This window comes from Phytoactinopolyspora endophytica, assembly GCF_004138495.1.
In the GTDB taxonomy this organism is placed as follows: Bacteria; Actinomycetota; Actinomycetes; order Jiangellales; family Jiangellaceae; genus Phytoactinopolyspora; species Phytoactinopolyspora endophytica.
The window spans coordinates 163,923-164,151 of record NZ_ML142849.1 but is presented as its reverse complement, the minus strand read 5'-3'; the positions used below and the strand labels follow the sequence as shown (position 1 = coordinate 164,151).

Genomic DNA, 229 nt, shown 5'->3' with positions numbered 1-229 from the left:
GCGGCGGCCGCCGGCGGGATGGCGGCGATCGCGACGGTATGGCTGCTCGCCGAAGCCGGCGACTCGAGCGCGACGGTAGCCGGCCAAACCGCCGTCATCGTCGGGTTGGTGCTGTTCGTGGCAGTCATCCAGCATCGGGAGAACCGCCGGCTGGCGGTCAAGATCGACACGTTCCGCCGGCGCGTCTATGGAATGCTGGACGACGACCGGGACCTGCTGGACGCTCCGG

1 protein-coding gene is annotated in these 229 nt (G+C 70.3%); it reads left to right on the top strand.

Annotation, left to right across the window (positions count from 1 at the left end):
- Window positions 1-229, top strand: a 229-nt coding sequence (locus ELR45_RS34295) for a hypothetical protein (protein WP_165367341.1), incomplete at both ends; no start/stop codon positions are given.